The organism is Bradyrhizobium sp. (genome assembly GCF_019242285.1).
In the GTDB taxonomy this organism is placed as follows: domain Bacteria; phylum Pseudomonadota; class Alphaproteobacteria; order Rhizobiales; family Xanthobacteraceae; genus Bradyrhizobium.
Genome location: NZ_JAFAVV010000055.1, coordinates 1 through 4,227, shown reverse-complemented (window position 1 = coordinate 4,227; position 4,227 = coordinate 1). Strand labels below are relative to the sequence as shown.

The 4,227-nt window shown below is 65.7% G+C and carries 4 protein-coding genes; 3 read left to right on the top strand and 1 reads right to left on the bottom strand.

Going from position 1 to position 4,227, the window contains the following annotated elements:
- Positions 1 to 1,181: Asp-tRNA(Asn)/Glu-tRNA(Gln) amidotransferase subunit GatA (gene gatA, locus JOY90_RS02425; RefSeq protein ID WP_291689576.1), on the top strand; the 1,181-nt coding region annotated here is incomplete at its 5' end.
- On the top strand, positions 1,172 to 1,465 hold the full coding sequence (locus JOY90_RS02420; protein ID WP_291689575.1) for a hypothetical protein: 294 nt from the start codon (positions 1,172 to 1,174) through the stop codon (positions 1,463 to 1,465). The genes gatA and JOY90_RS02420, both read left to right, overlap by 10 nt.
- A 27-nt stretch (positions 1,466 to 1,492) precedes the next feature.
- Here JOY90_RS02420 and JOY90_RS02415 read toward each other — a convergent pair whose 3' ends face one another.
- Positions 1,493 to 2,125 (bottom strand): hypothetical protein, encoded by a 633-nt coding sequence (locus JOY90_RS02415; RefSeq protein WP_291689574.1) that lies wholly within the window; start codon positions 2,123 to 2,125, stop codon positions 1,493 to 1,495.
- 187 nt (positions 2,126 to 2,312) lie between these two features.
- Here JOY90_RS02415 and gatB point away from each other — a divergent pair, with 187 nt between their 5' ends.
- Complete coding sequence (gene gatB, locus JOY90_RS02410) at positions 2,313 to 3,797, top strand: Asp-tRNA(Asn)/Glu-tRNA(Gln) amidotransferase subunit GatB (RefSeq protein WP_291689573.1); 1,485 nt, start codon at positions 2,313 to 2,315, stop codon at positions 3,795 to 3,797.
- The last annotated feature ends 430 nt before the right edge of the window (positions 3,798 to 4,227 follow it).

The following is a 4,227-nucleotide window of genomic DNA, read 5'->3' as shown; positions in this document are numbered from 1 at the left end:
TCGTGCCGACCTACGAATCCACCGTCACCTCGCAGCTCTGGCGCGACGGCGCCGTGATGCTCGGCAAGCTCAACAACGACGAATTCGCGATGGGCTCGTCGAACGAGACGTCCTGCTTCGGGCCGGTCGCCAACCCCTGGCGCCGGCGGGGCGCCAACACCACGCTGGTGCCGGGCGGCTCGTCCGGCGGCTCGGCCTCGGCGGTGGCGGCGCTGCTCTGCATGGGCGCGACAGCGACCGATACCGGCGGCTCGATCCGGCAGCCTGCGGCGTTCACCGCGACCGTCGGCGTCAAGCCGACCTATGGCCGCTGCTCGCGCTGGGGCATCGTCGCCTTTGCCTCCTCGCTCGACCAGGCCGGCCCGATCGGGCGCACGGTGCGCGATGCCGCGATCCTGCTGCGCTCGATGGCGGGCCATGACCCGAAGGACACCACCTCGGTCGACCACGAGGTGCCGGACTATGAGGCCGCGCTCGGCAGGTCCGTGAAGGGCATGAAGATCGGCATCCCCAGGGAATATCGCCTCGACGGCATGCCGGCCGAGATCGAGAAGCTCTGGCGCGAGGGCGCGGCGTGGCTGAAGGCGGCCGGCGCCGAGCTGGTCGAGGTATCGCTGCCGCACACCAAATACGCGCTGCCGGCCTATTACATCGTGGCGCCGGCGGAGGCCTGCTCCAACCTCGCCCGCTACGACGGCGTCCGCTACGGCCTGCGCCAGGACGGCCGCAACATCATCGAGATGTACGAGAGCACCCGCGCCGCCGGCTTCGGCGCCGAGGTGCGCCGGCGCGTCATGATCGGCACCTATGTGCTCTCCGCCGGCTATTACGATGCCTACTATCTGCGCGCGCAGAAGGTGCGGACGCTGATCAAGAAGGATTTCGAGGACTGTTTTGCCAAGGGCGTGCACGCGCTTCTGACGCCGGCGACGCCGTCGGCCGCGTTCGGCATCGGCGAGAAGGGCAGCGACCCGATCGAGATGTATCTGAACGACATCTTCACGGTGACCGTGAACATGGCGGGGCTGCCCGGGATTGCGGTTCCCGCCGGCAAGGACGCGCAGGGCCTGCCGCTCGGGCTGCAACTGATCGGCCGTCCCTTCGACGAGGAGACGCTGTTCTCGCTGGGCGAGATCGTTGAGCAGGCTGCGGGGCGTTTCACTCCGGAAAAATGGTGGTGAGCATGGCTGATTTCCGCGCGAGCCTTGCGGGCACGGCGCCCGCGTCCGATCTGAACCCGCCACTTTCAGCGCTGTGGTGGGCGGCCAAGGGCGACTGGGAGAAGGCGCACACGATCGTCCAGGATGACGACAGCGCAGAGGCCGCCTGGGTGCACGCCTATCTGCACCGGGTCGAGGGCGACCTCGGCAATGCCGGCTACTGGTACCGGCGGGCGAACCAGCCGGCTGCATCGGATTCACTCGAAGCTGAATGGGGGCGGATCGTCTCCGCGCTGCTCCTATGACGCAGGAGCGCGCGCAGCCGCTCCGCGCTATCTCAGCTTTCCCCTCGGGAACAGATACTCATGCACATGCGGACAGACGTTGCCGCCGCACTTCTCTCCCTTGATGATCGGGTCGAGCTGCGCCAGCAGTGACTTGGCGTTGAACACCTTGGGCGGCGCCGACTCGACCGGTGGCGGAAGGAAATGAACGTCGCCCTCGATCCCCGGCTTTGGCACCGCCGGCGCATTGTAGAACACCATAACGGCCGCCATTCGGACCGGTTCGGCAGGCCGGCCGGCGAAGCCCGTCTGATCGCGCCAGGCCGCGAAGTCCGCGGCTTCGGCGTCGGTGACGGGGATATGGCTCCGCGGCGATGCCGCCGCCATGTCGAGCGGAAGCGTGACGGGTGCCTCGCGCGGCCGATGCATCACGAACTGCATATCGGAGAGGATTTCGAAGCCCGCATAGCCCTTCTCGAGCGCGAGCTCAGCGCAGCGATTGAGCCAGTAGACCTGCACGCTCTCCTTGGTGGTGAAGCCGTTGCCCTGAAAACTGACGCGATAGACGTCGGGCCTCAGTTCCTTGGCGTCGAGGCCGCCAAGCACGCCAAACTGCTGATACGGTGTCGCGCACGCACTCAGCGTGACGGCCGCAGTCGCCACCAACAACCAACGATACATTCCCATGCCCCCCTACGGAGGGAATTTTTACGGTATAGTTCGCGGCAGCGTCAATGCTCGGTCAAATTGAGCCGCGGTCGGGTCATCGCATTGATCCCCCCAGCGGCTTGACTGCCACAGTCCGTTGCGCGAAGCCCGACCCGTCCCGGAGCTGCATGGTCCGGAAGCCAGCAGGAAACCTAGATCTATGAGCGCCGCCGCCATTCCCCACACGCTGATCAAGGGCACAACCGGCGACTGGGAAGTCGTCATCGGCATGGAGGTCCACGCCCAGGTCACCTCCAAGTCAAAGCTGTTCTCCGGCGCCTCGACCGCCTTCGGCGGCGAGCCCAACAGCCATGTGTCGCTGGTGGACGCGGCGATGCCGGGCATGCTGCCGGTCATCAACGAGGAATGCGTCAGGCAGGCGGTGCGCACCGGGCTTGGCCTCAACGCGCAGATCAATCTGCGCTCGGTGTTCGACCGCAAGAACTATTTCTATCCCGACCTGCCGCAGGGCTACCAGATCAGCCAGTACAAGCAGCCGATCGTGGGCGAGGGCGAGGTCACCGTCGAGCTCGACGGGGGTAGGACCGCCACCATCGGCATCGAGCGCCTGCATCTCGAGCAGGACGCCGGCAAGTTGTTGCACGACCAGTCGCCGACGATGTCGTTCGTCGACCTCAACCGCTCCGGCGTCGCGCTGATGGAGATCGTCTCCAAGCCCGACATTCGCGATGCCGAGCAGGCCAAGGCCTACGTGACAAAACTGCGCGCGATCCTGCGCTACCTCGGCACCTGCGACGGCGACATGGAGAAGGGTAGCCTGCGCGCCGACGTCAACGTCTCGGTGCGCCGGCCGGGCGCCGCTCTCGGCACCCGCTGCGAGATCAAGAACATGAACTCGATCAACTTCATCGGCCAGGCGATCGAGTACGAGGCGCGCCGCCAGATCGAGATCATCGAGGACGGCGGCTCGATCGAGCAGGAGACGCGGCTGTTCGATCCGCACAAGGGTGAGACGCGCTCGATGCGCTCCAAGGAGGAGGCGCACGACTATCGCTATTTCCCCGATCCCGATCTCTTGCCGCTCGCGTTCTCCCAAAGCTTCGTCGACGGGCTGAAGGCGAGCCTGCCGGAAATGCCCGATCAGAAAAAAGCCCGTTTCGTGGCGGAGCTTTCATTGTCGCCCTACGACGCGGGCGTGTTGGTGGCCGAGCGCGAGAGCGCCGAATTCTACGAGGCGGTGCTGGCGAAGCTCGCGAACGCCGGGCGCGACGCCAAGGCCGCCGCCAACTGGGTGATCAACGAGCTGTTCGGCCGGCTCAACAAGGAAGGCCACGACATCTCGGCCTCGCCGGTGTCGGCGGCGCAGCTCGCCGCGATCATCGATCTGATCGGCGAGGGCACGATCTCGGGCAAGATCGCCAAGGATCTGTTCGAGGTCGTCTGGCAGGAGGGTGGCGACCCGCGCGCGCTGGTCGAGGCGCGCGGCATGAAGCAGGTCACCGACATCTCGGCGATCGAGAAGGTCGTCGACGACATCGTCGCGGCCAATCCCGACAAGGTCGCGCAGGCCAAGGCGAAGCCGCAAGCGCTCGGCTGGTTCGTGGGCCAGGTGATGAAATCGTCGGGCGGCAAGGCCAATCCACAGGCGGTCAACGACCTGCTGAAGGCGAAGCTCGGCCTCTGAGCGGATGCAGCGAGCCACCTTTCGAGCGCGTGAGGCGACGCTCGCGTCCATGTCGACCGCCCCTCACGTGCGAGGCCGCCCGGCGAATCGGTTTCGCGATTCGGCTCGAGAGGCGCTTTTGGCGGCCGAAGGCGAGCGCCAAGCGCGTTAAGCATGAAAATTTTTTCGTTGCCAAAAATCGCGACTCAGGGGCGCTGCGACGCTCCTCGTCCAGACGACGACGTGAGTCGAACCCAGTGCGCGTCGATCGAAGGTCTCTCGCATCGATTCAAGAAATGCCTGCGGCACAGGCGTTTCTTGTAAATCGGATCGCTCTCTCGCGCGCTCTTCGCGATCGCTGCTGCGCTCCTTCTTCGACACATCGGCAAATCAACGCGCGCCTTGCGTCGCGTGCTCTCGCTTTGCCGTGTCAACACTTCTTTAAGTGGGA